Genomic DNA, 24661 nt, shown 5'->3' with positions numbered 1-24661 from the left:
GAGCACGTCAAACGACTACAGAGAGTCACTACCCTGAACAACCAGGAGGCTCTCAATGAAATTCATGCTGATACGCCGTGCCGATGCCAACACCGAGAATGGTGCTATGCCATCCCAAGAAATGTTTGCCGCCATGGCTGCTTATAACCAGCGCATGACCGAGGCAGGCGTGTTTTTGAGCGGCGATGGCTTACATCCGACCAGTGACGGGTGTCTGATCCGTTTCAAAAACGGTGAGCCCACCATCATCCCCGGGCCTTTGTCTCCAGCCAGTGAGCGTATTGCTGGCTATAGTGTGCTCGAAGCCCCTTCCCTGCAGGCGGCCATTGAGTGGGCCCAGCAGTGGCCCACCCAGGATGCCGATGGCAACGTGACCCTTGAATTACGGCGCTACTTCTCGCTGGAGGATTTTGAGCCCGGTGCCGGAATTGAGCAGCACCGTAACCTTGCTCGTATACCGGATGCCATGAACGTGCACGTTGCCTTTCCCGGCACCTGTCGGGAGGCCATGCAGTTCTATGCCGATGTCACCGGAGGGCATTTGGAGTGCCTGTTGACCTATGCTGACACACCCGCCGCTGAACACACGCCGCCCGACCTTCATGACCGCATCATCCATGCCTCACTGAACCTGCGTGGACGCCGCTTGATGGGTGCCGATATGGCGGCTGACTGCTATACACCACCGCAAGGGATAGAGGTTCAATTGGAGTATCAGGATATCGAGCAGGCCGCACGAACCTTTGCTCAACTAGCGGAAGGTGGAAAGATGATCATGCCGTTCGAAGCGACCTTCTGGTCACCAGGGTTCGGCATGACGGTAGATCGTTTTGGCGTCGGCTGGATGGTAAACGTTCCGTCAGACAACTGCCCCTTGGCCACAGAAGGAGACTCCCCATGAAGTACGTTGCGCTGGTCTATTACCAGGAACAGATTATCAACGCCATGAGCGAACAGGAGTGGCACGACCTCAACCAGGAGTGTATTGCTGGGGTTGAGCGCCTGAGCGCCAGCGGCCACTACCTGGCCGGGCAGCCGTTACAACCGACGGAGACCGCCACCACCGTGCGCGTACGCGATGGCGAGACGTTAATCTCCGATGGCCCCTTTGCGGAAACCAAGGAGCAGTTGGCCGGTTTCTACATGCTCGAAGCCCACGACTTGAATGAAGCACTGCAGCTGGCTAGCCGTATTCCACCAGCCCGGCTGGGCAGCATTGAGATACGCCCCGTTCGAGAACTCCCCCCTAAAGCAGAATAAAACAGTAATAGGAGAACAGCCATGAGCAAGCTTACACACCCTTATGTAGATGGTTTCGTCGCTGCCGTGCCCAGCGCTAATAAAGATGAGTTTATTGAGCATGCCCGTGCCGCGGCCGTTGTTTTCAAGGAACACGGCGCACTGCGGGTCGTGGAGTGCTGGGGAGACGATGTCCCCGAAGGGGAAGTGACCTCCTTCACCATGGCGGTCAAGCGCAAGGATGACGAAAGCATCATCTTTTCCTGGATAGAGTGGCCATCGCGCAGCGTGCGCGATGAGGCCATGCCGAAAGTCATGCAAGACCCGCGCTTGCAGATGGACGTTAACCCGATGCCCTTTGATGGCAAGCGGCTCATCTTTGGCGGCTTTGAAAGCATCATTGATGAGTAAGCGCTACCCGTGGCCCGGAACTCACTACGACGCTTCCTGGGCCACATCCTCTGGCACCACACCTTCTTGAGCTACATCAGTAATCCGCCCTTCCACCTGGTAGAACACCTCTTTACGTTCCACCATATAGTCGCGCAGCATCTCCCAATCCGTATTGCCGACGATGGTGTTGCGCCCATCTTCATAGGCAGCGCCAAGTACCGTATGACCGTCGCCGCCAGCAGCGGTAAAGTTATTGGTGGCGATGGTGTAAGTACGCTCGGGGTCAATCGCCTGCATTGCGCCTTCCTGGGCAACGCTTAGGCTAACCAGCCGCTCGCCCGACGGCTCACCGCTGTCGTATATCAACTCTACGCCTGCCGACACCTGCAGAAAACCGCCGTCTTCGCCGGGTGCATTAGCCAGGGCGATCTCGAAGGTTTCCAGCAGCTCGGCGCCGGTGACATCAAGCAGCGTCAGGCGATTGCCAAATGGCTGCACGGCGATCAAATCACCCACAGACACATCCCCACTCTCAATCGCTTCACGGATGCCGCCGCTATTCTGAATCGCCATAACCGTGTCGGGTGCCACCTGCTGCGCAGCATGCAACTGGGCATCGGCGATTAAATTGCCCAGCGCTGTTTCATTGGCACGCACGCTCCGTTCATCGCCACGCCCATGGCGCGGGTTGGGTAGCGTGGAGATTACCTTGGCGCCGACCTGGGTATCGCGCAGTGTCTCAATCTCAGCGGTGTAGGATTCAAGCCGCTTGGCGGCATCAGCGTCCGCTTCGCGATCGTCGGCAGCGAGCAGTTCACCGCTGGCATCCACCACCACACCGTTCTCGTCGAAGGTGACCTGCATAACGCCCAGGTGCTGGCCATACTCGCCTGCCTGGCCAATCACCGTCGGTGATGGGAGCTTCTCACCAGTGCGGCTCTCGCTCAGCAGCCTGGGGGGCGACACTTGAGTATGGCTGTGGCCACCAATAATAATGTCGATGCCTTCGACATGCTCTGCCAGCAGCAGGTCATTACCTACGCTGGGGTCACTGTCGTAGCCCAAGTGGGTAAGGGCAATAATCTTGTTAACGCCCTGCTCTTCAAAGCTTGCCACCATGGCTTCAGCCGCTTGGCGATAATCGCTGATGGTGACGTGGCCAGGGCTGGAAATCGTCTCACTGTCCTGAGTGTTTAACCCAAAGATGCCGATTGGCTCGCCGTTATGCTCAACGATCATGCCGTCATAAAGCGTCCCCGCCTGCGGCTCAGCGCTGACTGAATCACCCAACATGTCAGCAAACTCCGGGCCTGCGGAGAAGTCCAGATTCGCCCCTAAAATAGGAAACTCGGCGCCTGCGAAAAACGCCGCTAGCGCTTGGTGCCCCTGTTCCGGGTCACCCAAATCGAACTCATGGTTGCCGGGCACAAAGGCGTCGTAGCCCATTAAATTCATAAATTCGAGGGCATCCTGGCCTTGAAACTCTGTGAAGTAGAGCGTGCCTGTAAAGATATCACCGGCATCCAGCAGCAACCCTTCGCCAAAGCGCTCCTGCGCCTCGTTCAGCGTGGTAATTAGATAGGGGTACTGATCGGTACGCCCATGTAGATCGTTGGTGTGAAATAGCGTCAGGGTGTAGTTATCAGCAAAGGCAGGAGGAACGGTGGCAAATAGCGCTGTCCCTAGCGCCAAGCCATAGCGGTGAAAACGCATTTAAATGACTCCTTTCATAACAGTGTTCAGACACTTTAGCAGCAAAGATAGCCTACCAGCGACATTTCGTCTCCATGGTAAAAGTATTGCCTTACCCCCCTCTCCCTAAATTTATATTGAGAGGAATAACTCACCGAGAAAAAGAGCGCCTCTTTTAAGGCAGGCAAGTAAAGCATAAAATATAAAAACGCTAAAAACCGGTGTGGAATTATCCACACCGGTAAAGATCGAAACATGCGAGCTAACTAAAAGCTAAAGAACTAATGCAAAAAACTAATGCAACACTACCGCTAACATCACTCTATTAATTAGAAGTGATAGCGAGCGCCTAATGCGTAGTACATATCTTCTTCGAAGTCATTAACAGCATCCAGGTTACGATCGTTCAGCTCAAGGAACATATCGAAATTGCTAGACAGCTTGTACATTGACCCTAGCGCCCAAGCGTTACGCTCATCGCTAGCGCCGTCTACGTCGATGTTGTAGTAATCGGCGAAGAACTTCCAGGAATCGATGGCGTACGTAGCACCAACGCCGATTTTATCGAAACCACCACCGTTAACATCGTCATCACCGCGGGTTTCATAACCTACACGAGCAGCGAAAGCATCTGTAACAGCAAACTCGCCCGTAGCGCCATAACGCACTTCACCGTTACCGCCACCACGTACCGTATCTTCCACATAGCCAAGCGCTAAACGAGCTGGGCCTGTTTCGTAGACAACACCACCCTGAGTGGCGATAACGGATCCTTCGGAAGTCTGCTCGGCTTCAGTCAAACCACGCTCAGAGAAGTGCTTGGCAGAAATAACCGCCTGAAAACCACTCATTTTAGGCGTTTTATAGCCAATAGAGTCGCCGCGTGCCTGGGTACCACCACCCGCAAACTCGTAGCCGCGCTCAACGTAAACATCGAACGGCGTCATCACGTAGTTATCGTAGAAACTGTTGTAGTTCCCGGCCATAAAGGTACCGAACTGCTGGCTTTCCAGGCCTAGGTAGCTGTTACGTACCTCATCGAAACCAGAGGATGTATTACGCTCATCACCCGTAAAACGCCACTCTACACGGGCGAATGCACGCAGGTCAGAGGAAATCTGGTGGCCAGCGGTAATCCGTAAACGCGAGCCGAAATTACGGAACTCTTCGCCGTTATCAACACCGTTGTCAACACCACCGCCTTCAAGACCCATAGCGATGCGACCATAGATTTCGAGATCGGTACCGTCTTGGTCATAAACGGTTGCTGCTTGTGCTGCAGAGGCTGCCAATAAACCGCTAACGGCTAGGGCCAGTGTCGTTTTTTTAAACATGATCGTTCCCATTGAAGTAGTTAATGCTTGCGCTTGCGAAGGCACAATGAAGGACGAATAACGCCTCAACACAGGGAACCTTAAAGGAGTTATGTTTCATTAATCTTAAAGTTTTATTTTTTGGGAACTTATTTTTTTATGCGCTATTAAATAAAACTGCCATCCAAATTTAACATTGAACTGATATTAGAACAGATGGCTGTAGCACTTTGTCTACTAGCCTATTTATTTAAGCGTGTCATCACTTATTCACCTGTTTGTCTCGGCAGTGTCATTCACCCCACCCACACTGTACGAAAACGTGATAAAGGGATGAATCGCTCATGCGGCTCTGCATCGTTAGTGAGACATGGTCACCGGACATCAATGGCGTTGCCCATACGCTGAGCCGGTTAAGCTATGAACTTAACCGGCAAGGAGTGCCGGTGGATGTGATCCGCCCTCGGCCACGATCTGCGGGTAATGCAACCGGTATTAACCGCGAGCTACAGGTGCAGCGCCTTGCCCTACCTGGCTACACCGATGTGCAGGTAGGGCTGGTTAGGCCCGTTACACTGCGCCGCTTTTGGCGCCAACATCGCCCCGATATCATCTATGTAGCGACCCAAGGCCCTCTCGGCTGGGCGGCACGCCAAGCGGCACGGCAACTCAATATCCCCCTGGTAGCGGGCTGGCACACCAACTTTGACCACTACTGTGAAGATTATGGCGTCAATTGGCTGGCCTCGACCACACGCCGCTACCTGCGCTACTTCCATAACGGCTGTGACCTAACGTTAGTGCCTACTCATCAGCAGGCTAAAGCACTGCAGCGTCAAGGGATTCGGGGGGTTCATGTGCTGTCACGCGGGCTGGATGGCGAGCGCTTTTCACCTGCCCACCGTGACCCTTCATTACGCGAACGCTGGGGAGTTAGCGAGCATCAGCCGGTGGCCCTTTACGTTGGCCGACTAGCCGCAGAAAAAAATCTCACCTTGCTCCATGAAAGCCTTCAAGCCATGCGTGAGGTGCGGCCCGATATCGCCCAAGTGATCGTCGGCGATGGCCCCGCACGGGCACAGTTGGAAAAGGCGCTGCCCGACGCCCACTTCACCGGCTTTGTGGGGCAGGGATCGCTTGCTCGCCACTATGCCAGCGCCGACCTGTTTATTTTCCCCTCGCTTTCAGAAACCTGGGGCAATGTGGTGGCGGAAGCCATGGCCAGCGGCTTAGCCGTGGTGGCCTATGATCATGCAGCCAGCGCTGAGCTCATTAGCAGCGGCCACAACGGTGTCACCGTACCCGCTGGCAATAGCACCGCTTTTCAACAGGCAGCAGTTGAGTTGTGCCAACACCCAGCTGACTACGCTCGTTTAGGCCGAGTAGCGCGTTTACGCGCCCTTGAGCAGAGTTGGACAGGTATTGCCGAGCAGTTTTTGCGTTACTTACACCAAGCCCAGGAGGCTCATCATGCGCCCGCGTCCGCTTGTCGTATTCGATCGTCTTGACCTGCTGGAGTGGCAGTTCTGCCAGCGCATTGCGCGGCTATCGATCTACCGCCCCTGGCGAATCACGCTTCAGGCCGCCAGCCGCTTAGGCGATTGGCCTATTTGGGTGCTGCTGATTCTCGCCCAGCCCTGGCTTCAACCCAATGGCGCCTGGCGCGTACTGCAGTACAGCGTTATCGCTCTATTTGCCGTGGCGGTTTATCGACTGGTGAAAACTCGCTTATGCCGTGAACGACCCTTCATTACCTATAGTGAAGGCATCGAGTGCTGTGAACCTGCCCGCGACCGTTACAGTTTTCCCAGCGGCCACACCATGCACGCGGTGATGTTTAGCGTCTTGGTCGCCGCCCACACGCCCTGGCTACTACCGGTGGTATTGCCATTAACGCTTCTAATAGCGGTCTCACGGGTAGGCTTAGGGCTGCACTATGTCAGCGATGTACTGGCAGGGGCAGCGATGGGCTACGCTTTTGCCTTGGCCAGCCTGTATTGGATGGGGTAAAGCGCGTCCTGCCCCCCCCAATGGACAACCCTTTGATGGACAGCCGCGTGATAGACACCAGCGCAAAAACGCCCGCATAAGCGGGCGTTTTACTTTCAAGGCAGATAGTTAAACGTCGGGCGGCATGTCATCGCGTTCATCAATACTGGCCGTAAACGATGTCTTAAGCATCATATACACGCCCACGCCTGAAAACCCTAAGAACAAAACAAACATGCATAACATCAATGCCATCGCCATAATCTTGTCCCTGATCGTGCGCGGTCGTTACGTTGACGTTTTCTAACCGCTGCATTTTGGTTTCATCGAAGGATAGACCAAAATCACACTTTTTTCTGTACAAAAGCTGTGCAAAAACCAGAGCCTTATAGAAAGTACTTATCTATCAAATGATTATTTAAATCACACATGCGAAAAAACCACCTCACTTGCATGAGATGGTTGATTCGCATCGGTCCGCTCCCTGGTTTGATGAACAGCGCCTCCTTACGCTGCAACCAGTGAGTGGGCTAATTGTCCCTTAAACATCCTGTTCATTTTTCGGCTTCCTGCCTTCCATTTTGCTGTTAGCCCACTCACTCAGTTACTGGTGAAAAATGTTAACTCGACTAGCGTTAAGTGACTGAATTTAAAAATGACTTACTTTATTCATTTGCGAGTATTTACTTGGTTTCTTGCTGGATTCTACTTAGTAACTGCAGGCAATGAGCCAAACCATGCCAATAACGAATATAAACATTAAAAAACAACTACTTAAAACAATAAAAAGTGAATGGCAAAGCACTCTCCACCTCTATTTTTCATGTATAGAAGTGGCACATGCGACATAAACATACGGTTTCGAGGCACACTGCTATGCTTCCTTGTGTTTAAACGTATTGAAAACCGTAGCGTATCGTCACGACAGAGGGTATTTTTGCTTTCTACTCCTTTCACTAACGGTATGCCTTCGAAGGAGGCTTTTATGAAACGCACTATCGCCCTCGGCTTCGTGATGGTGGTGACCCTGATGCTGGTCAGTGGCTGTAATACCATTCGCGGTGCGGGTGAAGACCTTCAACAGGGTGGCGAAGCTATCCAGCGTGCAGCGAGCTAACCGTTATGATGACTGTTTATCTATCCCATGGCCTTGAGAGCGGGCCAGGCGCACTGAAAACCCAGGCAATGAAAGGTGTTGCGCAAAAGCTGGATGACTGTGAGCCCGTGGTCATGGACTACCGAGGCATAGCAGAGCCACAGCAGCGCCTTCAACATCTGCTGGGAGTATTAGCCGAGCGCGGTGACGACCCTGCCCAGTGTGTGCTGGCAGGCTCAAGCTTGGGAGGCTGGTTAAGCGCGACGGTTAGCGCTCAGCAGCCGGTGTTGGGATGCTTTCTGCTGGCGCCTGCATTGGGGCTTGCCGACTACCCGGAAACGTCACCGGTTATTCAGGCGCAGCACACCCATATTATTCACGGCTGGCGGGATGATGTGGTTGCCCCTGAATCGGTGATCGAACGTGCTCGTCTTCAGCGCCTATCGCTGCGGATGGTTGACGACGATCACCGCCTGCACGCGAGCCTGGAAACTATTTTATGTGATTTTGAGCGCTTCTTATGCCAGTGCGCCGCGCCTAATCCCTACGATTAGCAAGGCTAGTTAAAGCAAACATTCGACACGAGCACCTCAATCCTATACAAATAGTGTACAAAAAACATCGATAGCGAGGAGATTGCTCATGTTAGGTATGTTTAAGCGCGACCCCAAAAAGAAGCTTCAACAAGAGTATGAGCGCAAACTACAAGCCGCTATGGAGGCTTCACGCAATGGCGATATGCGTGCCAATGCCACGCTTACTGAAGAAGCAGAAGCGTTACTTGCCGAGATCAGGCGCATTGAAGCGACACAATAACTGCCATAGACAACGCTGTTGCTGCCCAGCGTCACTTCGGCAGCCTACCCAAGCCCAGGGTAGTGGTGGCAGGATGAGCAGCCACTCACCAGTAGCGACTGCACTTTGCCCAACCCCACCACCCTAGCCGATGCGGTATATATACTCGCTGGCGACTAGGAGCCTGTCTGGCTTGGCCGATCGTCGCGAGAAGCACGAATTTTGAGCCAAATTTATCGATCGATTGAGGCGAATAGCGTGCTATTTAACGAAATCGATCGAATAAAGTTGGCCAAAATACCGGGATTCGCAGTAGATCAGTGTTAAGCCAGACAGGCTCCTAACGTTTACTCGTCAGCGAGTGCCGGTAGCAGTGTTTTCAGTTTACGCGTGAGCGTATTGCGCCCCCAGCCCAGCAGCTCGGCGGCTTCACCTTTGCGCCCGCCAGTATGTTTTAGCGCTGTCTCAATCAGAATCCGCTCAAAATCGGGCACCGCTTCTTCCAGTAGATGGGTATGGCCTTCGGCCAGGGCATGATCCGCCCAGTCACGAAACGCCGTGCGCCAATCGCCGTGGGCGCTGCTTTCAGAAGCGCTGGGTGAACGCAGCTCCGGCGGTAGATCTTCAACCAGAATTTCACGCCCTGATGCCATCACGGTGAGCCAACGGCAGATATTTTCTAACTGCCGCACGTTACCGGGCCACGGCAAGCGCGTTAGGTGGGCTTCCGCTTCACTGGTCAGCACCTTGATATCGGTCGTCAGCTCTTTCGCCGCTTCAGCTAAAAAGTGCCGCGTTAAACGAGGGATATCTTCGCGGCGCTCGGCAAGCTTGGGCAGGTGAATACGGATCACGTTCAGGCGGTGGAACAAATCCTCCCGGAAGCGGCCGTCATCCACCAACACTTCTAGGTTTTGGTGGGTGGCAGCAATAATGCGCACATCCACTTTGACCGGCGTATGCCCGCCAACGCGATAGAACTCTCCATCGGCCAGCACGCGCAGTAGCCGCGTTTGGGTTTCAGCGGGCATATCGCCTATTTCGTCTAAAAATAGCGTACCGCCGTTGGCTTGCTCAAACCGCCCCTGGCGCTGCTGGGTCGCCCCTGTAAACGCACCCTTCTCGTGACCAAACAGCTCAGACTCAATCAAATCACGGGGAATCGCCGCCATATTGAGGGCAATAAACGGCTTGCCCTCACGAGGGCTGTGCTGATGGAGCGCCTGGGCAACGCGCTCTTTGCCGGTACCCGACTCCCCATTAATCAACACCGTGATGTGGGAGTGAGAGAGGCGACCAATGGCGCGGAACACCTCCTGCATGGCGGGGGCTTCGCCGATAATTTCGGCGTTCAAGCCTTCCGGCACAGTCACCGGACGCTGGCGTTCACGGGCGTGGGCCACGGCGCGGCGCACCAGCGCCAGGGCCTCGTCAACATCGAACGGCTTGGGCAGGTATTCAAATGCCCCGCCCTGGTACGAGGCCACGGCGCTGTCCAGGTCGGAGTGCGCGGTCATCACGATCACCGGCAGGTCAGGATGCGCTTCGCGTACCCGGGACATTAGATCCAGCCCGTCGATACCCGGCATACGAATATCGGTGACCAGCACGTCGGGTGGGTTTTCCAACAAGCGTGTCAGGGCAACGTCGGCGCGCTCGATACACTCAACGTCAAGGTCGGGTTGCGCCAAGGCGCGCTCCAACACCCAGCGGATAGCGCGGTCATCATCGACAATGACCACCCGCGCAACATCATTACGTGCAGCCTCAGTCATGACGCTTCTCCGGTGAAATTAATAACCATGGGAATCAGTAAACGAAATTCGGTGTGTCCAGGACGTGAATCGCATTCAATCAATCCTTGATGCTGGTGCAAAATCGACTGGGCAATAGAGAGCCCAAGGCCGCTGCCTTCCGCGCGTCCCGACACCATGGGGTAAAACAGTGTTTCCTGCAGCGTATCGGGAATGCCGGGGCCGTTATCGATCACGGCGACTTCACTGACCAGCCGGTGACGTTCGGCGCCAAGCGTAAACTGGCGACGGGCGCGGGTGCGTAGTATTAAAGTGGGCTCCGGCGTTTGTGCATCGCTCATGGCCTGTACCGCATTGCGCGCCACATTGAGCACCGCCTGAATCATTTGCGATTCATCGCCGGAAAGGTCGGGCAAACTGGGGTCGTAATCACGGCTGATTGTCACACTAGGGTGTTCGGCAATCAGCAGCGCCCGCACTCGCTCCAGCACCTTGTGGATGTTGACTGGCTCGTGTTTAAGCATCCGGTTAGGGCCGAGCATGGAGTCGACCAGGTCGCGCAGCCGATCCACCTCTTCAACAATGATATGGGTATATTCGCGCAGCGCCGGGTCGTCTAGATCACGCTCTAGTAGCTGTGCTGCCCCGCGAATGCCACCCAGCGGGTTTTTGACTTCATGGGCGAGCCCGCGGGCGAGCACCTTGATGGTCTCCTGGCGTGTGGTTAGCGCCTCTTCCCGGGAGATCTGCATCAGCCGATCCCGCGGCTCTACTTCCAGTAGCAGCTCATCGTCGGATAAGGGCGTCACCGTGTAGTCCACCGTGAGCGGTTCGCTATTCAACGGGGTAATGCGTGCTTCACGCTGGGTATAGGGGTGAAACGCATCCCGCGCCTTGGCCAATACTTCGTCAATGCTTACATCCCCGCCAAGTAGCGTATCCAGGCTGATGCCGTGAACACGGCTAAGGCTGACCGCTAACAACGCTTCAGCGGCAGGGTTCATCCATCGCACACGCAGTTCGCCGTCTAGCAGCAATACCGCTGTGGTGAGATGCTCAAGCAAACGCTGATGCATGGTGGTGTCCTGAAAAATCGCGTCTTCCATCGCCGATACAGACCTACAGGTGGATGATCAATGAGGGAGCTGCAAAAAGCGCGCCAACTATACGTTTATGTCCATTTGCACGGCTTGCGGGCATCGCAGCGAAAGAGCGCGAATCGTTTTAGCGCACTTGCCGTGCCAAATGCTCCTGCTCATGCACCACTTTAGTGCGCCCAGGTTTTGGTAGGTAATACTTAGGGCTGTTTTTTTGATCGCGTTTATTAAAGCGCTCTTAAGGAACCGTAATCGTCACCGCTGCCGTGCGGTGCTGTAAACGCTGGCTGCTCTCCAGCATTCTGCCTGGATCTCGTGCCCCCTTGCGGCAGGCCCGTTAACCAGAAGACATCGCTGTGCAGCGCTTTCTGGCTAATCTCGCCATTCACCAACAGCCGTACCTGATTGTCGTCGCGCAACGGTGGCGCAATAACCACCTCCACCACGGTCATCCCCTCTTCCACCTGTGCGCCTTGCTGGGGCAGAGCGATGGAAAAGTGGTCGCAGGGCATAAAGGGCTGCTTGGGTTATCGGTAAAGGTAACGTTGCCGTGCTGATCGGTCACCCGATACACCGCCTGCCCGAACGCCGTGCCACCCACTCCCCCACGCCCAAGAGAGCTACCAGCACACTGCTCATCGCCCCTCTGGCACGCTTCTCAGCCTCCCAGCAATAAAAAAACCCCGCCGTAGCGGGGTTCTATTGGCAATCATTGTTACCACCGCCTGGCTGATAGTAACAGCCAAGGGCGAGTAACGCTGATTCGCAGCTGTACTTAACAGCTATAGTACATATCAAACTCGATGGGGTGAGTGGTCATACGAATACGCTCCACTTCTTCCATCTTGAGGTCAATGTAGGCATCGATCATTTCGTCGGTGAATACGCCACCTTCGGTCAAGAACGCACGGTCAGCGTCGAGGGCTTCCAGTGCTTGATCCAGGCTGTGCGCCACAGTCGGTACTGACTTGCCTTCTTCTGGCGGCAGGTCGTACAGGTTTTTGTCCATGGCATCGCCAGGGTGGATCTTGTTTTTGATACCGTCGATACCCGCCATCAACATGGCAGAGAACGCCAGGTAAGGGTTGGCAGTCGGATCAGGGAAGCGCGCTTCCACACGCTTGCCTTTCGGGCTGGCGGTGTAAGGAATACGGATTGAAGCCGAACGGTTGCGGGCACTGTAGGCCAGCATGACCGGCGCTTCAAAGCCAGGCACCAGACGCTTGTACGAGTTGGTAGAAGCGTTAGTAAAGGCGTTCAGGGCACGGGCGTGCTTGATGATGCCGCCGATGTAGAAAAGCGCCATTTCAGACAGACCAGCGTACTCGTCACCGGCGAACTGGTTGTTGCCATCTTTCCAGAACGACTGGTGAACGTGCATACCCGAACCGTTATCACCGACCAGCGGCTTCGGCATAAAGGTGGCCGTTTTGCCATACGCGTGGGCCACGTTGTGGATCACGTACTTCATTTCCTGAACTTCGTCAGCTTTCTTCACCAGCGTGTTGAACTTAACGCCGATTTCGTTCTGACCTGCGTTGGAAACCTCGTGGTGGTGTACCTCGACGGTCTGACCAATCGCTTCCAGGGTATTACACATTGCGCCACGAATATCGTGGAAGCTATCGACCGGAGGAACCGGGAAGTAGCCGCCTTTAACGCGCGGACGGTGGCCAAGGTTGCCGCCTTCCACGACACTGTCGGTTGCCCAAGCGCCTTCGTCGGAGGTGATTTTGTACATGGAGCCCTGGATATCAGACTTCCAATGCACTTCGTCAAAGATAAAGAATTCAGGCTCAGGACCGAAGAACGCGGTGTCGCCCAGGCCAGTAGACTGCAGGTAAGCTTCTGCGCGCTTAGCGATAGAGCGCGGGTCACGATCATAGCCCTGCATAGTGGCCGGCTCGATGATGTCACAGCGCAGCACCAGCGTCGCATCTTCGGTGAAGGGGTCAAGGTAGCCCGTACCATCTTCCGGGCGCAGAATCATGTCGGATTCGTTAATGCCCTTCCAACCTTCAATAGAAGAGCCATCGAACATTTGGCCATTCTCGAAGAATTCTTCGTCTACATCGCGCGCAGGCACGGTCACGTGCTGTTCTTTACCGCGAGTGTCGGTGAAACGCAGGTCTACCCATTTAACATCGTGTTCTTCAATTAGCGCGAGAGTCTTGGCTGACATAGTGTCCTCCGGTATGAGCGTGGCTTAAAGCTAACGACAGTAAGCTACCGATAAAAGTGTTGTTCGACAAAATACGTGCTAAACCGCACGTTTGTCATTCTTGTTCGCTCAACGTTTGCCTGACATTGGTTAACAAATCGCTCAGCGAGCATTTCAGACCGGCTATCGTTTTAGCACGCCGCAGGGCTTATGCCTACGGCCCGCTAGCCGCTTGCAAATACAATGCAGAGAACATGCCAACACTGCACCAATATGGCATAAAAAAACAACAACTATCTGTTTTATAAACATTAAAAAATGGCTTCAAATGCCTCTTGATGACGCATAACGGCGCAACAGGCTATTCTGAACCGTCTAAAAAACCTCTTATGCACCAAAATAGAACAAAAATAATGCCGCGCGCCCCATCAAAGTGCACAAGTCATACTTAGCGCTGTTTTTTAGCTCGCAAATTTTTTTACTTGCTACGCAAATAAACCAGATACTACAATAAATTACAATTTGATAGATTTGCTTACAATCGGAGTCGGCAAATGGGATCGGTCTGCTTTATCGTTGATGCCATGGTGACGGGTGAAATGTTGCCACGCCACTTAAAATCCATACGTGAATCCGGTGTCGCCGACCACTTGCTGCCCATTTTGGTGACAGCCACTCAAGCGCAAGCACGCCTGAGTGCTATTGAACAGCGCTACCATGCTCATTCGCTGATTACACCATCAAGGCCGCTGGGGGCTCGCTTGAATAAAGCCGCGTTTACCAGCCAAGCAGAGTGGCTCATCATTGCGCTACAGAAAAAACCACTGCCTGCGGAGCTTTGGTGTGCACTCTATTCACAGCTCAACACTTACACCCTTGACGCCTTGATTATTGGCCTCACCCGGCCATCGCTGTCGGAACGCATCCTGCGGCGCTTATTGGCCAGTGCTTTACTTTTGCCGCCCTACATTGCCGTGAGGCGAGCCTGGCTAGAACGCTTGGGTGGGTTTGACCCTGAGCTGGACGATAACAGCGCGATCGACGATTTTCTGCAACGTTTACACGCCTGCCCTACGCGTTTAAAAACCTACAACGGAAACCTGCTTAGACTAACGAAAGAGCCAGAAAACCCTTTTCTACCTAACCCCCCGGCTACGGCTTTCACTCCACGCCTATAATGCGTTTTCTGCCGCTATCCACAGATACCATCCACCGCCACTCTCTGACTAGCTTACCTTTAATCGCTTGCCGAACAGCATGGCGCCCAGTGTCGTGGTATTGGCGAGCTTATTAAGCCCCACTGACCCCACCACACCAACCGCCATAAGCGCCAGTGCATACACGCCAATGGGCAACGACAACGGCTCGACAGCCAGATCAGCGAGCACAAAGAACATGGGGTGAGCCAAGTAAATGCCAAACGAATACGCATTAATGTGGCGCACCCACAAAGGCGCAGGACGCCCGGCCAAGTAGCGCATGGCACACAGCGTGAACAGCACGAAGAAAGGAATGACCCACACCTCTTTGGAAGAGAAGGCCAGCCAACCTGCAAAGGTCGCGGCAATAATCAGCGCCACCATTAGCACCAACCAGACCGGGCGGGCCATTTGCTGCATCCAGGCAGGCCGCGCCAGCATCACGCTCTCAGGGGGTAGCGGGTAGTAGCGCACCAGCACCAGGGCAAGAAAAAACACATAGATCCAACCCAGTGGAGCAATCCACAGCAGATAGCCGGGCAGGTCAACCTCAAACCAGTAAGCCAACCCCCAATACGCCATGCTGATCACACAAGCGCCCCACAGCCACGGCACCGGGTTCAAACGCCACAGCTGCCAACGGGTAAACAGCCAATAGGCCACATAAAACTGCATCGCAATAATCAAAAAATAGCCATGCCAGCCCGCGTACACATAATACTCAATGGCGTTGGCCACGAACCCCACCGGTTCATCCGATGGCTGTTGGCTTAGCCATTCAGCCGTCGAATAAATAAAGCCATACACAAAATAGGGCACCATTACATACTTCACGCGCTGGGCAAGGAATCCTTCCGGCACGGATTTATCGTAGCGAACGGCAAACACAAAGACCGCAATAAACAGGAAAATCGGGGTACCCAACACCAGCGGTATGCGCATCAAATCGGTGGCAACATTATCGAGGCGCTGATTGACATGATCTAGTAAGTGAAACAAAAAAACGGCTATACAGCCGTAAGCACGCAACCAATAGATCTCTTCAATTTTGCGCATTGGGCCTCCCGCCTCGACCTACTCCTACCCTGGCATTTTGCATGGCGATGATGAATGACTATGCTAACTGACTGTCTTATATGGCTATGATGAACAATAAAAGCCTTCGCGCTGTCCGACCCCATTGAACAGTTTTAATTCCCGGAGGAAACGTGTTCATCCCTAAGCCACCAGTATTCTCGTACCGATTTCACTCCCTACTTACGGCATTTATTGGCTGGCTAACGTTCAGTGGCCATAGTCTAGCCAGCGAGGTTGAACACCATCAGTTTTTCTCGCCCACGCTAGGTTACGACTACCCCTACAGTATTTATTTACCCGACAATTATGACGCCCAAGCGACAGACGCGTATCCGGTCGTTTATATGCTGCACGGCTCATTTAACACTGACCGCGACTGGGTTTCTCGCGGCAACTTGCAGCAGGTGGCGGATAGGTTAATCGCTGCCGGGCATATTCCTCCGGCCGTTTTCATTATGCCCGGCAGTCGCAGTTGGTGGGTAGATGGCCACAACGAACCCGCCCGCAGCGCATTTTTTAACGACCTAATGCCACATGTGGAAGCAACCTATCGCGTGGGACAAGAGCGCCACCTGCGTGGCGTGGCAGGCTATTCCGCTGGCGGTTACGGCGCACTCAACTTTGCCCTGGAACGGCCTGAACTGTTTGCCGCGGTAGCCGCGCTAAGCCCCGCCAGCTACGCCCCCCTGCCGCCGCGTAACTCCACCGCCTGGCGCCACCCCTCATTTATCAATGACCAGGGTCGATTTGATCGCGAGCTGTGGCAAAACCTTAACTACACCAACTACTTGGAAGAGTATCGCCTGCGCGTAACCCCCCGCGGTACCGAAGATGAGGGCGACCTTTCCCCCGTACCGCTGTATATCAGCGCCGGGCGTAGCGACGTTTATGATGCAGAATTTCACGCCCGCATACTGCGCCAAGCCATGGAACGCATCCAGCCCAACGATGTGCGCCTCGACCTCTACCCCGGTGGCCATACATGGAAAGTATGGCGCGCCAGCCTACCGGCAGCGCTAAACTTTCTCTTTCAATACGTGGGACAAGAAAACAGCCCAGAGGTGGAGACCAACAGGGCGGAGGATGAACAGCATACATAACCCCATTGAAGGCACTACACTGAAACTACACTCATCACGTCATTCAACAAGACAAGGAAGACAGCGATGCATCAGCATATCGAATGGGACGAACCCGGCAGCGCCAGTGTTATGCAGTACTTTAAAAAACACCCGGATCAAAGCAGCCAACCCGACCCGGGCGACATCATTTCCGCACGCTACCAAGGCGCCATGGTGCGCGTTAAAGTAGAAGCCTACCGAGAAGATGACGCCGTCAGCATCGGTGAAGTCGCCGCCATCATCGACACCGACGGCAGCCGCCATCAAAGCCACAACAAGCTGGAAGTCGGCCATATCGTCCGGGTACCCGACGACAAACGCGCGCTAGAAACACCGCCGCAAGAAGATTAAAGCCCTAGCATTGATCGAAATTCAGCGAAAGCCACCCAACGTGAACTGCACCCCAAAAGCTGGACATTCATCCAACGATTGGGGTGTTTTTCATGGCGAAATACAATGAAGCGTTCAAGCTACTAGTAGCGCGGCGTCAGCCTCAGGCGCAGCAGTGCCAAGGGCACATACCTTAAATCTATAGCCATACTGGCTGGGCGGCAGCGCACACTTCTACACCCTGCCCCCACGTCTCATTTGTTTTGCGTGCTACGCTTAGCGCGACTGCTCCCCCTATATAGGCACTTCACCATGCATGCTTTTCGTCTTTTTGCCGCGCTGATTACCACCTTGGTGATCACTCTGCCTGTCTCTTTACACGTCCAGGCTCAAACCGAGGGACAGTGGAGTGAGTACGATGACGTGTTTGAGGACGGCGCACGCCACGCTAATATTTGGCAGTGGGGTTGGACGGGCATTTACGCCACCAGTCTGGCGGTGAACGCTTACCAATCCAGCGAGGCGAGCGATCCGGATGACCGCTTTGATGCACGGGTGGGTGTGGTGAAATCAGCGCTGGCCTTGGGTGGTATGCTGACCGACCGCCAGCCGCACCCCGAGGCACTGGCCGAATATGAGCGTTTGAAAGCCAGTGGCGATTTAAGCGGCGTACAGGCGCTAGGCTTGCAGCTCGCCCAGGCAGAGCGTGAGCGCCGCGGCTGGGGTGCCCAGATAAGTTCGCTAGTGGTGAATGGCGTGGCGGGTGCAGTGATTGCCGCCGATGGCAGAAAAAGTGATGGTGCTATCAACTTTGCTACCGGCATGCTGGTGAATGAGCTACAAATTTGGACACAGCCGAATCAGGCGTCTTCTGCGATTAATCGCTTCCAACCCGCTAATCTATCGCTGGGGCCGATCACTATTCCCGGTGAATACGCGCTGCATGTAGCGCCGCAGCAGCTAGGTGCTACCTGGCGCTATTGATACACCCTACGGTTATTCCCTTAAAGCGCTGGCGACGGTTTTCCGCTAGCGCTTTATCGTTGCTAGCGCGGCGTGAACGAGTAAAATACTCAGCAATTTTTTGGCTTTGCCAAACGTTATGTTATAACCTATTTGAAATTATACGAGGCCGCTTGATGAGTGAGCATACGCACCGCCATAACAAGGAGGGCCCTTGTCACTTCTCCTTGATGTCGCTATCGGCTGTTAAACGGCTGTTGTTTGTTGCCGTGCCGCTATTGGCGCTGTGGGGTTTGGTGGTTTGGGCTAGCGGGTGGTTAGGATGAGTCAACGCTCTTTATCACGCTTACAGCTGCACAACCTGCATTTGGCCCAGGCGCGCCGCACGGTGCTGGAACATATCGAGGGCGACTTTAAGCCGGGTGCGATTACCGCGCTGATTGGCGCTAACGGCGCCGGTAAAAGCACGCTGATTCAGGCCATTATGGGCGAACTTCGGCCCATTAGCGGCGAAGTGGTCTGCACCGTCGCAAAAGAGCGCCGGGCGTGGCTGCCACAGCAGTTGGCGCTGGATCTCACCTTCCCGATGAGTGTGGAAGAGTTAGTCATGACCGGCAGCTGGCCCAGCCACGGCGCGTTAACCGGCTATTGTGCAGGGCACTACCGTAAAGGCCGCGAGATTATGGCGCGGCTGGGTATTTCGCACTTGGCCCACCGCCCGCTGGGCGAACTTTCCGGTGGCCAGCGCCAGCGTGCACTGATCGGCCGTACGCTAATGCAGGAAGCCGAGCTACTGCTGCTTGATGAGCCGTTTGCCAACGTGGATAGCGAAACCGTGGATATTTTGATCCGTATCCTGCGCCAAATGGCGGACGACGGCGCGACGATCATTGTCGTGCTGCACGATATGGATCACCTGCGCCGCCTGGCCGATGAAGTACTGATGCTAAACGGCGGCCATGGCCGTTGGGTCGCGCCCAGTGCGCTGACCCATCAACACGCACCCGCTCAGGTAGTGCCGTTTACCATGGGAGGACGCCATGCTGGATCTGCTTAATGCGTGGTTTGTCAGCCCGTTCGATTACGGCTTTATGCGCCGCGCGGTGGTGGGTGGTTTGGCGCTTTCGTTGGCCGCGCCGCCGCTGGGTGTGTTTTTGGTGCTACGCGGTATGAGCCTGATTGGCGATGCCATGGCCCACGCGATTCTGCCCGGTGTCGCGCTGGGGTTCCTGCTGGCGGGATTTTCGCTGCCGATTATGAGCATTGGCGGGGTGCTATTTGGCTTAATGGTCGCGCTGCTGGCGGGGGCGGTCTCAAAAATGGGCGGCCAACGCGAAGATGCCGCCATGGCGAGCTTTTTTATTATCTCGCTAGCCGCAGGCGTGATGCTGATTTCGCTGGGCGGTAGCAGCGTTGACCTTACCCATGTGCTGTTCGGCTCGATTCTGGCGATCAACTCCACCGCGCTGTTGCTAATCGCGGGTATCAGTACGTTGATTGTGCTGACCCTGGCAGTGGTGTTTCGCGCCCTGGTAGTGGAGTGTTTGGACCCGCTGTTTTTACGTGGCCAAAGCCGCCGCAGCGGTTGGGTACACAGCGTTTTCCTGGGCCTGCTGGTGCTGAACCTAACCGCCGGCTTTCAAACCCTGGGTACGCTAATGGCGGTGGGACTGATGATGCTGCCCGCCACCTCGGCGCGCTTTTGGAGCAAACGCCTGGAGGGCTTGATCGGCATCGCTATTGTGCTGGCCATGGTAGCGAGCACCGGTGGCCTGCTGCTCTCTTTTCATCTGGATATCCCCTCTGGCCCGAGCATTATTCTGCTGGCGGGGTTCGGTTATCTCTTTTCGGCCCTGTTTGGTCGCTACCACAGCTTGGCAGCCAAGCTGAGGCGTAAAACCACGCCGCTTGAAGTGGAGCAAGGGGCTTAATTATCAGTCTTCATGTTTATCGTAAGGAGTGTTGTATGTCGCTTGCCTATTTATCATCTCGGCCTTCGCGCTGGTTAGTCGGTGTTTCCGCTATGCTGGCTCTGCCTGCTGCCATGGCTAATGAGCGCGTTCAGGTGGTGACCAGTTTCTCTATCCTGGCGGATATGGTGGAAAACGTAGGCGGCGAGCATGTCGAGGTGACCCCGCTGGTGGCTGCCGATGGCGATGCCCACGTTTACTCCCCCAGCCCTGGCGACGCACGCTCCCTGGCCAATGCCGATTTAGTCGTTTTCAACGGTCTGCTGTTTGAGGGCTGGATGGAGCGCCTGATTAGCGCCAGCGACTACAACGGGCCGATGGTCACCGCGACCGATGGTATTGAACCGCTCTCTTTCGCTGCACATGAAGAGCACGGCCATGATGATCATGACGAGCACGACCATGGGCACGACGACCATGACCACGAAGAGCATGCCGATGAGCACGCGGGGCATGACCATGGCAATCAAGACCCTCACGCTTGGCAGGATATGCATCAAGCCGAGGTGTATATCGCCAATATCCGCGATGGCTTAATCGCCGCCGACGCCGATAACGCCGATGCCTACCGCGCCAATGCGGAGCAGTATTTACAGGAAATGGCCGAGGTAGACGACGAGATTCGTGCGCTGATTGACGAGATCCCGGCCTCCACCAGCGTGATTACCGGCCACGACTCCTTTGGCTACTTCTCAAGCGCCTACGGGGTGACCTTCCTCTCTCCAGTAGGGCTTTCCACGGAAGCCGACCCCAGTGGCGCCAGCATGGCGGCGCTAGTGGATGTGATTGAGCAGGAGAACGTGAAGGCGCTGTTCCACGAGAACATGACCAACCAGTCGATCATCACCCAGCTCGCCGAAGAGACCGGCCTGCCCATTGCGGGCACGCTCTACGCCGATGCGCTGGCAGCAGAGGGTGAAGCGAGCACTTATCTGGGTATGATGCGCCACAATGCCCATGTGCTGCACGACGCGTTGGCCCAGCCGGGTCATAACGACCACGATGATCATGGTCACAGCCACTAAGCAGTTAACGTCAATAGTGCTGCTCAGGCATTAATGGCCGTGAGCAGCCACTCCCGGAAGGACGCCATGGCGTGGGTTTCGGGGCGTGTCTGCAGGCGAGTCAGCCAGTAACCGCCCAGACTGACAGCGGTGTCGAAAGGCTGTACCAGTGCGCCGCTGTTTAGTTGGCGGGGAAACATCAGCGGTGGCGCCAGCGCCACGCCTGCCCCTTGTAGGGCTGCTTCCACCATGGCGATGGAAGAGTCAAACACAATGCTGTTGGTCATCGGAAAGCTGCGTGGTAGCCCTGCCGCCAATAGCCACTCTGTCCACTCATCGGCGCGATAAGAGCGCAGCCAGGTTTCCCCCAGCACATCGGCTGGGGTGTTCAGCCGCGCGGCGATATCAGGTATGCACATTACCGAGAGTGACGCCGGTAGTAGCGGCTGTGCCGCGGTACCGTGCCAGGCCCCCGTGCCAAAGCGGATCGCAAAATCCAGCCCTTCGCCGGCAATATCCGCTCGGTTGTTATGGGTGGAGAGCCGTAAATCGACGTAAGGGTACTGGCGCTGAAAATCTCCCAGCCTCGGCAGCAACCAGCCGACGGCAAAAGTCCCCACCACGCCGACGTTTAATACCTCCCGATAGCTGCTCTCGCCCACCCGCTCCAGCGTGTGGGCTATCTGGTCGAATGAACTCTTCAATACCGGCAGCAGCAGTTCGCCCTCCTGAGTAAGCATTAGCCCCCTGGGCAAACGCTTGAACAGCGGCACCTTCAACAGCGTTTCGAGCAGCTTAACCTGATGGCTTACCGCCGCTTGGGTCACATGAAGCTCTTCTGCCGCGCGGGTAAAGCTTAAATGCCTGGCCGACGCCTCAAACGCGCGCAGCGCCTTCAACGGCAGGTAGGGACGCACCACCTTGACCCCCAAATTTTTCTAATGGCTTATGCAAAATATCGCTGTTTGTGAATTGCCGCAGCGCGCCGTAAGTTAACCACTGTCACGGGCTTTGCGACTGGAAATAACTCTCCGCCCTCTCTCGGCATTATTCACAACAGGATTTTGGTATGCGTAAGATGTTAGCAGCAAACTGCGGCCTTATCATGACAGGTTCGCTTCTACTCAACGGCTCTGCTTGGGCCTCCGGCACGCCTGAAAGCGCCGACATTGAGGCCCTGGTGAACGATACTATCGCGCCTTTGATGGCCGAACACCGTATCCCCGGCATGGCGGTCGCGCTTAGCCTCAACGGCCAACAGCACTACTTTAATTATGGCCTCGCCAATCAAGAAGCGGGGATTCCAGTCACCGATGAGACGCTGTTCGAACTCGGCTCTGTCAGCAAGATTTTCACGGCTGCACTCGCTGGCTATGCCCAGACTAGTGGCGCCCTCTCGCTTTCCGACCCGGCCAGCCGCTACCTGCCTGAACTTGAAGGCAGCGCCTTCGATGAGATCACGCTGCTGGAACTGGGAACCTACACGGCGGGCGAGCTGCCGCTGCAGTTCCCTGAGTCGGTTCAAAGCGAAGAGACGATGATCGACTACTACCGCCAGTGGCAGCCTGAATCCGCCCCTGGCAGCCATCGGCTCTACTCCAACCCGAGCTTGGGCCTGTTCGGTTATCTCGCCGCACAAAGCCTTGGTCAGCCCTTCGAGATGGCGATGGAGGAAGCGCTGTTTACCCCGTTAGGGCTTGAGCATAGCTACTTTCAGGTGCCTGAAGCGCAGCAGGCGAACTATGCCTACGGTTACTCTAAAGAGGATGAACCCATTCGGGTGAACCCAGGCATGCTGGATGCCCAGGCCTACGGATTGAAATCGACTGCTGCAGACGTACTAACGCTGGTGGAAGCCAATATGAGTGGTGCTGAGCTTAATGAACCACTAAGCCAAGCCTTGGCCGCTACGCGCACGGGGTACTTTGAGGTCGGCAATATGACCCAAGGACTGGGGTGGGAAAGCTATGCCTACCCGGTGGCGCTCGATCAGTTGCTGGTAGGCAACTCGCTTGAGATGATTTTGCAGCCCAACCCCGCCAACCGCTTAACCCCACCGCTAGCCCCCAGGCAGGAAGCGCTCTATAACAAAACCGGCGCTACCAACGGCTTTGGCGGCTACGTGGCTTTTGTACCCAGCGAGCAAATCGGCATTGTGCTGCTGGCTAACCGCAACTACCCCAATCAGGCGCGCATCGAAGCTGCACACCATATTCTTACCAAGCTGACTGAAGCGCCCTAAGCAAGCAGCCAGACAACCTGATGCCGCCTTCGTGAACTGCACCCCAATCGTTGGATATTCGTCCAATGGTTGGGGTGTTTTTTATGGCGATATAACGAAGATCAAACAACCGAAAGTTGCATTTTTTGCTGTCGATAAGGAGACTAGCACCCTCCCCCGTCACTTACCTTCACTGCGAAGAGCCCTTTCCCATGCGTCTAAACGCCGATTTTAGCCACTTTGCCTGTGTTACCCCGGAAGAGTATCAGTGGGTCGATTCCCCCAGCGCGGGGGTAGAGCGCATGATGTTTGACCGGATTGGTGATGAAGTTGCTCGCGCTACCAGCCTTGTGCGCTACGCCCCCAATACAAAGTTTGAGCGGCATACCCACGGCGGCGGCGAAGAGATTCTGGTATTGGAAGGCGTGTTCGCCGATGAGCATGGGCGCTACGCGGCGGGCAGCTACTTAAGAAACCCCATTGGCACCGGCCATACCCCGCAAATTGGCGAGGAAGGCGCGCTGATATTTGTCAAACTGCACCAGTTTGACCCCAACGACACGCTACAGTTGGCAGTGCCAGCGCATCGGCTGCCCTGGCAGCCTGATCGACGCCCGCGCATTGCCTATAAAATGCTGCACACCTACAAGCAGGAGCGCACCAGCCTGGAGCGCTGGTCGGCGGGCACCTCCATTACCTACCCCACGCTGCTGGGCGGGCTGGAGTTTTTGATTCTGGAAGGCACACTGAGCGATAGCGAACAGAGTTACACGGCAGGCACCTGGTGCCGCTACCCCAGCGGTTCTGCTCCGGCACTTACCGCCGGTGATGATGGCGTCATGATGTACCTCAAACGCGGCCATCTGCCAGCCGCTTAGCTTCGCGACATACCCAGGAACGGCAGCAGCGTAAGGGCGGCAATAAGCCCCACTGCTAGCAGTACTAACACGACCTGCACCGGGTGAGCGGCCAAACGACGCCACAGCGTCTCCGCGTCACCCCGCTCAACCGCCGCCTGGTGCTCGCGTTGGGCGCGCTCAAGGCGCTCCGCCTGGTAGGCCTCTAACGCCGCGATGGCAGCGTCGTGCTGATGTGGATTGCGCAGCCAAATCGCGTCAACGCCCAGGCGGAAAAAGCCCGCCTGGGTTTCATAGGTATCAAAGCCATGGGCAGCGAGCAGGTCACGCACCTCCATGGCCTCTTCGTCGGTCACATGGCGCAGCCGGAACAGTAGTTCAGCCATTGGC

Annotated in this window: 29 protein-coding genes; 19 read left to right on the top strand and 10 right to left on the bottom strand. The window is 55.4% G+C overall.

All coding sequences use genetic code 11. From position 1 onward, the window contains the following. Positions 1-55 precede the first annotated feature (55 nt). Genes RO22_RS17545 through RO22_RS17535 form a run of 3 tightly spaced genes read left to right on the top strand, consistent with a single transcriptional unit; the run spans position 56 to position 1650 of the window. On the top strand, positions 56-901 hold the full coding sequence (locus RO22_RS17545) for a YciI family protein (RefSeq protein ID WP_009288112.1): 846 nt from the start codon (positions 56-58) through the stop codon (positions 899-901). Continuing rightward, entirely contained in the window at positions 898-1260 is a 363-nt protein-coding gene (locus tag RO22_RS17540; protein WP_039860201.1) for a YciI family protein, read from the top strand. The genes RO22_RS17545 and RO22_RS17540 overlap by 4 nt, the downstream gene beginning before the upstream one ends. Before the next feature lie 21 nt (positions 1261-1281). Next, positions 1282-1650: a DUF1428 domain-containing protein gene (locus tag RO22_RS17535; RefSeq protein ID WP_022520789.1), complete on the top strand. Its 369-nt coding sequence runs from the start codon at positions 1282-1284 to the stop codon at positions 1648-1650. 24 nt (positions 1651-1674) lie between these two features. Here RO22_RS17535 and RO22_RS17530 read toward each other — a convergent pair whose 3' ends face one another. After that, positions 1675-3345, bottom strand: a complete 1671-nt coding sequence (locus RO22_RS17530) for a bifunctional metallophosphatase/5'-nucleotidase (protein WP_009288113.1) — start codon at positions 3343-3345, stop codon at positions 1675-1677. 308 nt (positions 3346-3653) lie between these two features. Continuing rightward, positions 3654-4658 carry a porin gene (locus RO22_RS17525; RefSeq protein ID WP_022520796.1) on the bottom strand — a complete coding sequence of 335 codons (1005 nt, stop codon included), beginning with the start codon at positions 4656-4658 and terminating at the stop codon, positions 3654-3656. 323 nt (positions 4659-4981) lie between these two features. Between RO22_RS17525 and RO22_RS17520 the strand changes: the two genes are divergently transcribed. From RO22_RS17520 to RO22_RS24510, 5 genes are all read left to right on the top strand, one after another. Beyond that, on the top strand, positions 4982-6145 hold the full coding sequence (locus RO22_RS17520) for a glycosyltransferase family 4 protein (protein ID WP_022520797.1): 1164 nt from the start codon (positions 4982-4984) through the stop codon (positions 6143-6145). Then, positions 6108-6647: a phosphatase PAP2 family protein gene (locus RO22_RS17515; protein ID WP_022520798.1), complete on the top strand. Its 540-nt coding sequence runs from the start codon at positions 6108-6110 to the stop codon at positions 6645-6647. The genes RO22_RS17520 and RO22_RS17515 overlap by 38 nt, the downstream gene beginning before the upstream one ends. Positions 6648-7611: 964 nt before the next feature. Beyond that, positions 7612-7743, top strand: coding sequence for an entericidin A/B family lipoprotein (locus RO22_RS17510; RefSeq protein ID WP_027958157.1), 132 nt, complete (start codon positions 7612-7614; stop codon positions 7741-7743). A 5-nt stretch (positions 7744-7748) separates the two neighbouring features. Continuing rightward, on the top strand, positions 7749-8276 hold the full coding sequence (locus RO22_RS17505) for a YqiA/YcfP family alpha/beta fold hydrolase (protein ID WP_009288115.1): 528 nt from the start codon (positions 7749-7751) through the stop codon (positions 8274-8276). 88 nt (positions 8277-8364) lie between these two features. After that, the gene (locus RO22_RS24510; RefSeq protein ID WP_007111925.1) at positions 8365-8538 is read left to right on the top strand and encodes a DUF6435 family protein; all 174 of its coding nucleotides are present in this window, start codon (positions 8365-8367) and stop codon (positions 8536-8538) included. A gap of 326 nt (positions 8539-8864) precedes the next feature. On the opposite strand, the gene ntrC is transcribed toward RO22_RS24510, so the two are convergent. From ntrC to RO22_RS25255, 4 genes are all read right to left on the bottom strand, one after another. Further along, a complete protein-coding gene (gene ntrC, locus RO22_RS17500; RefSeq protein WP_039860203.1) occupies positions 8865-10292 on the bottom strand; it encodes a nitrogen regulation protein NR(I) in 1428 nt (475 codons plus the stop codon). Continuing rightward, positions 10289-11347, bottom strand: a complete 1059-nt coding sequence (gene glnL, locus RO22_RS17495; protein WP_027958155.1) for a nitrogen regulation protein NR(II) — start codon at positions 11345-11347, stop codon at positions 10289-10291. The genes ntrC and glnL overlap by 4 nt, the downstream gene beginning before the upstream one ends. A gap of 248 nt (positions 11348-11595) precedes the next feature. Further along, the gene (locus tag RO22_RS17490) at positions 11596-11880 is read right to left on the bottom strand and encodes a hypothetical protein (RefSeq protein ID WP_052475667.1); all 285 of its coding nucleotides are present in this window, start codon (positions 11878-11880) and stop codon (positions 11596-11598) included. Next, positions 11817-11969 (bottom strand): DUF4124 domain-containing protein, encoded by a 153-nt coding sequence (locus RO22_RS25255; protein ID WP_223828040.1) that lies wholly within the window; start codon positions 11967-11969, stop codon positions 11817-11819. Before RO22_RS25255 ends, RO22_RS17490 begins: the two co-directional genes overlap by 64 nt. On the opposite strand from RO22_RS25255, the gene RO22_RS25250 reads away from it, so the two are divergent. Beyond that, positions 11919-12044 carry a hypothetical protein gene (locus tag RO22_RS25250; protein WP_255200397.1) on the top strand — a complete coding sequence of 42 codons (126 nt, stop codon included), beginning with the start codon at positions 11919-11921 and terminating at the stop codon, positions 12042-12044. The two genes, RO22_RS25255 and RO22_RS25250, sit on opposite strands and share 51 nt — an antisense overlap. Positions 12045-12143: 99 nt before the next feature. On the opposite strand, the gene glnA is transcribed toward RO22_RS25250, so the two are convergent. Continuing rightward, entirely contained in the window at positions 12144-13550 is a 1407-nt protein-coding gene (gene glnA, locus RO22_RS17485) for a glutamate--ammonia ligase (protein ID WP_022520804.1), read from the bottom strand. Positions 13551-14083: 533 nt separating this feature from the next. On the opposite strand from glnA, the gene RO22_RS17480 reads away from it, so the two are divergent. Further along, positions 14084-14707 carry a hypothetical protein gene (locus RO22_RS17480; protein ID WP_009288117.1) on the top strand — a complete coding sequence of 208 codons (624 nt, stop codon included), beginning with the start codon at positions 14084-14086 and terminating at the stop codon, positions 14705-14707. 48 nt (positions 14708-14755) lie between these two features. On the opposite strand, the gene RO22_RS17475 is transcribed toward RO22_RS17480, so the two are convergent. Beyond that, on the bottom strand, positions 14756-15784 hold the full coding sequence (locus tag RO22_RS17475) for an acyltransferase family protein (protein WP_009288118.1): 1029 nt from the start codon (positions 15782-15784) through the stop codon (positions 14756-14758). 152 nt (positions 15785-15936) lie between these two features. Here RO22_RS17475 and RO22_RS17470 point away from each other — a divergent pair, with 152 nt between their 5' ends. The 7 genes from RO22_RS17470 to RO22_RS17445 all read left to right on the top strand — a co-directional run bounded on the left by RO22_RS17470 (position 15937) and on the right by RO22_RS17445 (position 21214). Then, positions 15937-16905 (top strand): alpha/beta hydrolase, encoded by a 969-nt coding sequence (locus RO22_RS17470; RefSeq protein ID WP_009288119.1) that lies wholly within the window; start codon positions 15937-15939, stop codon positions 16903-16905. Positions 16906-16971: 66 nt separating this feature from the next. After that, entirely contained in the window at positions 16972-17277 is a 306-nt protein-coding gene (locus tag RO22_RS17465) for a hypothetical protein (RefSeq protein WP_041158915.1), read from the top strand. 291 nt (positions 17278-17568) lie between these two features. Then, positions 17569-18240 carry a hypothetical protein gene (locus tag RO22_RS17460; RefSeq protein ID WP_041158914.1) on the top strand — a complete coding sequence of 224 codons (672 nt, stop codon included), beginning with the start codon at positions 17569-17571 and terminating at the stop codon, positions 18238-18240. A 155-nt stretch (positions 18241-18395) separates the two neighbouring features. Beyond that, positions 18396-18545 carry a hypothetical protein gene (locus RO22_RS24785; RefSeq protein WP_162836274.1) on the top strand — a complete coding sequence of 50 codons (150 nt, stop codon included), beginning with the start codon at positions 18396-18398 and terminating at the stop codon, positions 18543-18545. Next, complete coding sequence (locus RO22_RS17455) at positions 18542-19276, top strand: metal ABC transporter ATP-binding protein (protein WP_035539377.1); 735 nt, start codon at positions 18542-18544, stop codon at positions 19274-19276. The genes RO22_RS24785 and RO22_RS17455 overlap by 4 nt, the downstream gene beginning before the upstream one ends. Then, the gene (locus RO22_RS17450) at positions 19260-20150 is read left to right on the top strand and encodes a metal ABC transporter permease (RefSeq protein ID WP_009288130.1); all 891 of its coding nucleotides are present in this window, start codon (positions 19260-19262) and stop codon (positions 20148-20150) included. Before RO22_RS17455 ends, RO22_RS17450 begins: the two co-directional genes overlap by 17 nt. 35 nt (positions 20151-20185) lie before the next feature. Then, positions 20186-21214, top strand: a complete 1029-nt coding sequence (locus tag RO22_RS17445; protein ID WP_009288131.1) for a metal ABC transporter solute-binding protein, Zn/Mn family — start codon at positions 20186-20188, stop codon at positions 21212-21214. Between the two features lie 23 nt (positions 21215-21237). On the opposite strand, the gene RO22_RS17440 is transcribed toward RO22_RS17445, so the two are convergent. After that, on the bottom strand, positions 21238-22113 hold the full coding sequence (locus RO22_RS17440; RefSeq protein ID WP_039860208.1) for a LysR family transcriptional regulator: 876 nt from the start codon (positions 22111-22113) through the stop codon (positions 21238-21240). Positions 22114-22262: 149 nt separating this feature from the next. On the opposite strand from RO22_RS17440, the gene ampC reads away from it, so the two are divergent. Next, entirely contained in the window at positions 22263-23435 is a 1173-nt protein-coding gene (gene ampC, locus RO22_RS17435; protein WP_039860210.1) for a class C beta-lactamase, read from the top strand. A gap of 191 nt (positions 23436-23626) precedes the next feature. Further along, the gene (locus tag RO22_RS17430; RefSeq protein ID WP_022520852.1) at positions 23627-24292 is read left to right on the top strand and encodes a cupin domain-containing protein; all 666 of its coding nucleotides are present in this window, start codon (positions 23627-23629) and stop codon (positions 24290-24292) included. On the opposite strand, the gene RO22_RS17425 is transcribed toward RO22_RS17430, so the two are convergent. After that, a complete protein-coding gene (locus RO22_RS17425; protein ID WP_022520853.1) occupies positions 24289-24657 on the bottom strand; it encodes a DUF6164 family protein in 369 nt (122 codons plus the stop codon). The two genes, RO22_RS17430 and RO22_RS17425, sit on opposite strands and share 4 nt — an antisense overlap. Positions 24658-24661: the final 4 nt, after the last annotated feature.

The organism is Halomonas sp. KHS3, assembly GCF_000830495.1.
Classification (GTDB): Bacteria; Pseudomonadota; Gammaproteobacteria; order Pseudomonadales; family Halomonadaceae; genus Vreelandella; species Vreelandella titanicae.
The sequence above is the reverse complement of the archived record's forward strand: the minus strand, read 5'-3'. Positions and strand labels throughout refer to the sequence as shown.

Bases quoted from the DNA above. Each gene is read 5' to 3' on its own strand.
- RO22_RS17545 (WP_009288112.1), top strand. From the start codon at position 56: ATGAAATTCATGCTGATACGCCGTGCCGATGCCAACACCGAGAATGGT.
- RO22_RS17540 (WP_039860201.1), top strand. From the start codon at position 898: ATGAAGTACGTTGCGCTGGTCTATTACCAGGAACAGATTATCAACGCC.
- RO22_RS17535 (WP_022520789.1), top strand. From the start codon at position 1,282: ATGAGCAAGCTTACACACCCTTATGTAGATGGTTTCGTCGCTGCCGTG.
- RO22_RS17530 (WP_009288113.1), bottom strand. From the start codon at position 3,345: ATGCGTTTTCACCGCTATGGCTTGGCGCTAGGGACAGCGCTATTTGCC.
- RO22_RS17525 (WP_022520796.1), bottom strand. From the start codon at position 4,658: ATGTTTAAAAAAACGACACTGGCCCTAGCCGTTAGCGGTTTATTGGCA.
- RO22_RS17520 (WP_022520797.1), top strand. From the start codon at position 4,982: ATGCGGCTCTGCATCGTTAGTGAGACATGGTCACCGGACATCAATGGC.
- RO22_RS17515 (WP_022520798.1), top strand. From the start codon at position 6,108: ATGCGCCCGCGTCCGCTTGTCGTATTCGATCGTCTTGACCTGCTGGAG.
- RO22_RS17510 (WP_027958157.1), top strand. From the start codon at position 7,612: ATGAAACGCACTATCGCCCTCGGCTTCGTGATGGTGGTGACCCTGATG.
- RO22_RS17505 (WP_009288115.1), top strand. From the start codon at position 7,749: ATGATGACTGTTTATCTATCCCATGGCCTTGAGAGCGGGCCAGGCGCA.
- RO22_RS24510 (WP_007111925.1), top strand. From the start codon at position 8,365: ATGTTAGGTATGTTTAAGCGCGACCCCAAAAAGAAGCTTCAACAAGAG.
- ntrC (WP_039860203.1), bottom strand. From the start codon at position 10,292: ATGACTGAGGCTGCACGTAATGATGTTGCGCGGGTGGTCATTGTCGAT.
- glnL (WP_027958155.1), bottom strand. From the start codon at position 11,347: ATGCATCAGCGTTTGCTTGAGCATCTCACCACAGCGGTATTGCTGCTA.
- RO22_RS17490 (WP_052475667.1), bottom strand. From the start codon at position 11,880: ATGCCCTGCGACCACTTTTCCATCGCTCTGCCCCAGCAAGGCGCACAG.
- glnA (WP_022520804.1), bottom strand. From the start codon at position 13,550: ATGTCAGCCAAGACTCTCGCGCTAATTGAAGAACACGATGTTAAATGG.
- RO22_RS17480 (WP_009288117.1), top strand. From the start codon at position 14,084: ATGGGATCGGTCTGCTTTATCGTTGATGCCATGGTGACGGGTGAAATG.
- RO22_RS17475 (WP_009288118.1), bottom strand. From the start codon at position 15,784: ATGCGCAAAATTGAAGAGATCTATTGGTTGCGTGCTTACGGCTGTATA.
- RO22_RS17465 (WP_041158915.1), top strand. From the start codon at position 16,972: ATGCATCAGCATATCGAATGGGACGAACCCGGCAGCGCCAGTGTTATG.
- RO22_RS17460 (WP_041158914.1), top strand. From the start codon at position 17,569: ATGCATGCTTTTCGTCTTTTTGCCGCGCTGATTACCACCTTGGTGATC.
- RO22_RS24785 (WP_162836274.1), top strand. From the start codon at position 18,396: ATGAGTGAGCATACGCACCGCCATAACAAGGAGGGCCCTTGTCACTTC.
- RO22_RS17455 (WP_035539377.1), top strand. From the start codon at position 18,542: ATGAGTCAACGCTCTTTATCACGCTTACAGCTGCACAACCTGCATTTG.
- RO22_RS17450 (WP_009288130.1), top strand. From the start codon at position 19,260: ATGCTGGATCTGCTTAATGCGTGGTTTGTCAGCCCGTTCGATTACGGC.
- RO22_RS17445 (WP_009288131.1), top strand. From the start codon at position 20,186: ATGTCGCTTGCCTATTTATCATCTCGGCCTTCGCGCTGGTTAGTCGGT.
- ampC (WP_039860210.1), top strand. From the start codon at position 22,263: ATGCGTAAGATGTTAGCAGCAAACTGCGGCCTTATCATGACAGGTTCG.
- RO22_RS17430 (WP_022520852.1), top strand. From the start codon at position 23,627: ATGCGTCTAAACGCCGATTTTAGCCACTTTGCCTGTGTTACCCCGGAA.
- RO22_RS17425 (WP_022520853.1), bottom strand. From the start codon at position 24,657: ATGGCTGAACTACTGTTCCGGCTGCGCCATGTGACCGACGAAGAGGCC.